Genomic DNA, 2991 nt, shown 5'->3' with positions numbered 1-2991 from the left:
TATTGAATCGCCGGATCGGCTGGGTTTCGCACCCCGACCCAGCCCACCCGCCCCAACCCTTCACGCCCTCCCGCTATCCACAAACGATCACCCTCCCACCCCGCCGGGTTCCGCCGCCCAACTGCATCGCGGCGGAATCCGAGCCGCTTAGCAAAACAGGGACGGCACATCAGCAATCCCCAGTTGTCGAAAGCCTTTACCCGGCCTAACATCCAGCCACGACACATCCCGCCGCATGGCAATCTAGCTTTTTAAGCAAAGCCCTTGGAGATTTTGAAATGAGCGAAAACGAACTGCTTAGCCGTATTACCCTCGACCCCAAAGTCATGGGCGGAAAGCCAGTGATTAAGGGCACTCGGCTCACGGTGGAATATATCCTGGGGTTATTGGCCCAAGGCACAACCACCGATGAAATCCTCGAAGAATACGAAGGACTCACCGCCGAAGATATTCGGGCCTGCTTCCTTTTCGCCACCAAATCACTGAGCGAAACTGAGTTTATGCCGCTGGTATCGGAAGCCGCCTGAATGCGTTTTCTAGTGGATGAATGCACCGGGCCGCGAGTGGCCCAATGGTTGCGAGAGCAAGGACACGCGGTTTTCTCGGTTTTTGAGGAAGCACGGGGCAGCGATGATGATTCGATTATCCAAAAGGCGTGCAATGAAAATTGGATATTAATCACCAACGATAAGGACTTCGGTGAAAAGGTGTTTCGCGGCCAACATCCCCATCATGGCATTATATTTCTGCGGCTCGCCGATAATAGAGCCAGCAATAAGATCGAAGTATTAGAAAAATTGCTGGATGGGTATTCGGCCAAGCTTGTGGATCAGTTCGTGGTCGTTACCGAAAAAACCGTCCGCTTCGCAAAGTCATAGAACTGTAAGCTGGCTTGAGGCACCAAACCCAGCGTATTGAATCGCCGAATCGGCTGGGTTTTGCACCCCGACCCAGCCCACACGCCCCAACCCTTCACGCCCTCCCGCCCCGCCGGGTTCCGCCGCCCACCCCGAAACTGAATATCTCGCGGTTTTCACGCCGGCTTCCAATCAAACGGATTCATCGTCCTGACATCGAAATTCCGAAAATCATCAATATTCCGAGTTGCCACGATGAGCTTATTAACCTTGGCCGTCGCGGCAATCATCGCGTCCTCATAAAGGGTATTCGACTTCCTGTGCATCAGCCTTGCCCATTCCCGGAATACCGCCCCATCCATTGGCAAGACGTTATACGTATCGGCCACCCGGTTCAGCCAACCCTCGATTTCTTTGGCCTTACCCAAATCCTGCTCTCGGGTCAATTCAACCCCAGCCTGAATCTCCCCCAACGTCACCGCCGAAAGATATAAATCCTCGTCGTCGATGGATTCCACCCAAGCCACCACCGCCCCGTGAGGCTTTTTCCGGCGAAGCTCCGAAATAATATTGGTATCCAGCAGATACATAACCTTTATTCCAATTCCTCAATAGCCCGACGGTTCGCTTGCCCACGCGGCGGCAAATCAAAATCAGCCCTGTCCATATCCGACAGCAACAATTCCTTCAACGAAGGTTTAGCCGCCGCCTGCATTCGCCGCCAAACCTCAACCGGCACCAGCACGGCGGTCTCGGCACCCCGCTTCGTCACCATTTGCGGACCCTCGGTCACGCACGCTTCAAGGAACTCACTAAACCGCGCTTTCGCGTCTTGAACAGGCCAAGCTTGCATAACGACACCTTATAAAACTAGTCAGGATTCTAGTCTAATGATTGCTGGCAGGCCGCGCAAACCCAGCGTGTTGAATCGCCGGATCGGCTGGGTTTCGTACCCCGACCCAGCCACACGCCCCATCCCTTCACGCCCTCCCGCCCCGCCGGGTTCCGCCGCCCGTCCCGAACGCCCAAGCGCCATGGCTTGACGCACTACGGGATTCCCGCATAATCAAAACTATGCGAACCGTCATCGAAACCCCAACCTTTCAGAAACAGGCCGAGAAAATCTGGTCCGAAGAAGAGCGCATGGAATTCATCACCTGGATAGCCGAACATCCCATGGCAGGCGACGTGATTCCCGGCGCGGAGGGGGCGCGTAAAGTGCGCTGGTCGGCGGGCGGCAAAGGCAAGCGCGGCGGCGTCCGCGTGGTTTACTTCAACCTCACTGAGCAAGGCACAGTGGTCCTGATTACGCTCTACCAAAAGGCGGATCAGGCCAACATCCAAGCCAGCGACATCAAAAAAGCGAGATAACCATGGATATCGAAAAAATAGCCCAGGCCATCGAAGCAGATGCGGGCATGGCCCTGGACGACCTCCGGCAAGGCTTGGCGGAAATGCAGGCCGACGTGGGGCGAGTGACTACGCCGGAACAAATCCTGGTCCGCACCGTCCGCGCCAAAACCGGCCTATCGCAACAAGCCTTCGCCGAACTCATCAAAACCCCGGTGGCAACGCTGCGCGATTGGGAGCAAGGCCGATTCGCGCCACCGGGCGGCGTGTTGTGTCTTTTGAAGCTCATCGGAAATCACCCGGATTTGGTCGGCGAACTTGAGGCAGCATAGGGCAGTAGGCTGGCTTGAGGCACGAAACCCAGCTTATTGAATCGCCGGATCGGCTGGGTTTCGTGCCCCGACCCAGCCCACACGCCCCATCCCTTTACGCCCGCCCTCCCTCCCTCCCCGAAGGCCCATCGCCCCACCCCCGCCGATTCACTCAAGCCGCATTGCCCCGCCGCAACTCATCCAACAACTCGGGATGCCGATCCAACAGCCGGAACAGATTCACCACCGCCGCCACCGGCTTGGCCTGCCCATGCTCATACCGGGAAAACGCATTCTTGCCGCCCCCCGCCAACTTGGCGGCCTCCGCTTGGGTCTCATGCCCAACCGGCGGCGAATGCGGGCCAAATCCTGCCCCATATCCTTGGCGTGCTGCTCCCGCACGAAAATAGCGTAGGTCGGGCATGTACTCATGCCCGACGCAAACCTGGTAATGTCGGGCATGGGAATACATG

Annotated in this window: 8 protein-coding genes; 5 read left to right on the top strand and 3 right to left on the bottom strand. The window is 57.2% G+C overall.

The genetic code is table 11. The features are described 5' to 3' along the window. The 3 genes from ACXWUF_RS21395 to ACXWUF_RS21385 all read left to right on the top strand — a co-directional run. Nucleotides 1–209, top strand: a 209-nt coding sequence (locus ACXWUF_RS21395; protein ID WP_458503396.1) for a hypothetical protein, incomplete at its 5' end; no start/stop codon positions are given. Between the two features lie 69 nt (nt 210–278). After that, nucleotides 279–527, top strand: coding sequence for a DUF433 domain-containing protein (locus ACXWUF_RS21390; RefSeq protein WP_458499227.1), 249 nt, complete (start codon nt 279–281; stop codon nt 525–527). Beyond that, nucleotides 528–878 (top strand): DUF5615 family PIN-like protein, encoded by a 351-nt coding sequence (locus ACXWUF_RS21385; RefSeq protein WP_458499226.1) that lies wholly within the window; start codon nt 528–530, stop codon nt 876–878. A 155-nt stretch (nt 879–1033) separates the two neighbouring features. On the opposite strand, the gene ACXWUF_RS21380 is transcribed toward ACXWUF_RS21385, so the two are convergent. Beyond that, entirely contained in the window at nt 1034–1447 is a 414-nt protein-coding gene (locus tag ACXWUF_RS21380) for a PIN domain-containing protein (RefSeq protein ID WP_458499225.1), read from the bottom strand. Nucleotides 1448–1452: 5 nt separating this feature from the next. Further along, the gene (locus ACXWUF_RS21375; protein ID WP_458499224.1) at nt 1453–1710 is read right to left on the bottom strand and encodes a type II toxin-antitoxin system Phd/YefM family antitoxin; all 258 of its coding nucleotides are present in this window, start codon (nt 1708–1710) and stop codon (nt 1453–1455) included. A gap of 221 nt (nt 1711–1931) precedes the next feature. On the opposite strand from ACXWUF_RS21375, the gene ACXWUF_RS21370 reads away from it, so the two are divergent. Together ACXWUF_RS21370 and ACXWUF_RS21365 are read left to right on the top strand one after the other, a co-directional pair. Next, the gene (locus ACXWUF_RS21370) at nt 1932–2228 is read left to right on the top strand and encodes a transcriptional regulator (RefSeq protein ID WP_458499223.1); all 297 of its coding nucleotides are present in this window, start codon (nt 1932–1934) and stop codon (nt 2226–2228) included. Between the two features lie 2 nt (nt 2229–2230). Next, the gene (locus ACXWUF_RS21365) at nt 2231–2539 is read left to right on the top strand and encodes a helix-turn-helix domain-containing protein (RefSeq protein WP_458499222.1); all 309 of its coding nucleotides are present in this window, start codon (nt 2231–2233) and stop codon (nt 2537–2539) included. Between the two features lie 151 nt (nt 2540–2690). Here the strand turns inward: ACXWUF_RS21365 and ACXWUF_RS21360 are convergent. After that, nucleotides 2691–2991 (bottom strand): type II toxin-antitoxin system MqsA family antitoxin (locus tag ACXWUF_RS21360; RefSeq protein ID WP_458503395.1); only part of this gene is annotated, 301 nt, incomplete at its 5' end.

This window comes from Methylomagnum sp. (assembly GCF_054333355.1).
The sequence above is the reverse complement of the archived record's forward strand: the minus strand, read 5'-3'. Positions and strand labels throughout refer to the sequence as shown.

Bases quoted from the DNA above. Each gene is read 5' to 3' on its own strand.
- ACXWUF_RS21380 (WP_458499225.1), bottom strand. From the start codon at position 1,447: ATGTATCTGCTGGATACCAATATTATTTCGGAGCTTCGCCGGAAAAAG.
- ACXWUF_RS21385 (WP_458499226.1), top strand. From the start codon at position 528: ATGCGTTTTCTAGTGGATGAATGCACCGGGCCGCGAGTGGCCCAATGG.
- ACXWUF_RS21365 (WP_458499222.1), top strand. From the start codon at position 2,231: ATGGATATCGAAAAAATAGCCCAGGCCATCGAAGCAGATGCGGGCATG.
- ACXWUF_RS21370 (WP_458499223.1), top strand. From the start codon at position 1,932: ATGCGAACCGTCATCGAAACCCCAACCTTTCAGAAACAGGCCGAGAAA.
- ACXWUF_RS21390 (WP_458499227.1), top strand. From the start codon at position 279: ATGAGCGAAAACGAACTGCTTAGCCGTATTACCCTCGACCCCAAAGTC.
- ACXWUF_RS21375 (WP_458499224.1), bottom strand. From the start codon at position 1,710: ATGCAAGCTTGGCCTGTTCAAGACGCGAAAGCGCGGTTTAGTGAGTTC.